Source organism: Massilia sp. P2_C2 (genome assembly GCF_056404615.1).
In genome coordinates this window covers 1-574 of record NZ_JBFUDR010000677.1, presented here as the reverse complement: position 1 = coordinate 574, position 574 = coordinate 1, and the positions used below count along the sequence as shown (strand labels likewise).

Sequence of the window (574 nt, the reverse complement as noted above, 5' to 3'; positions counted from 1 at the left end):
TCGTTGGTGCCGGTGATGGTGATGAGGACATCTTGGGTAGTAGTCGAGCCGTTCTGGTCATTCACCGTGACGGTGTAGGTCTCGGTCACCTGTTGACCGGCAGCCAGGGACTGGGCTTTGCTGTCGTCGAGGGTATAAGTCCAGCCGACCGAGCCATTGGCGGCATTGGCGGCTTCGGCGACTGGTGCCAGTGCGAAGGTGCCGAGCGACGTAGCGTTTCCGGCAGCGGCAGCAAACGTGGCGGCGTGGCTGTCGCTCAGGTCAGCATCGGTGAAGGCAATGGTGCCGGACTGCGTGTGCCCAGCGGCACTGTCCTCGATGACCGAGCCWGCCTGTGCGCCGCTGGTAATGCTGACCTTATCGTTGGTGCCGGTGATGGTGATGACGACATCCTGCGTGGTGGTCGAACCGTTCTGGTCGTTCACCGTGACGGTGTAGGTTCGTTGGTGCCGGTGATGGTGATGACGACATCCTGCGTGGTGGTCGAACCGTTCTGGTCGTTCACCGTGACGGTGTAGGTCTCGGTCACCTGTTGACCGGCAGCCAGGGACTGGGCTTTGCTGTCGTCGAGGGT

Annotated in this window: 2 protein-coding genes; both read right to left on the bottom strand. The window is 62.0% G+C overall.

Annotated elements, in window-relative coordinates; genetic code table 11:
• Positions 1 to 425, bottom strand: a 425-nt coding sequence (locus AC1DYX_RS31815; protein ID WP_477266280.1) for a VCBS domain-containing protein, incomplete at its 3' end; no start/stop codon positions are given.
• The coding region (locus tag AC1DYX_RS31810; protein ID WP_477266282.1) for a VCBS domain-containing protein at positions 422 to 574 on the bottom strand (153 nt) is incomplete at its 5' end. The genes AC1DYX_RS31815 and AC1DYX_RS31810, both read right to left, overlap by 4 nt.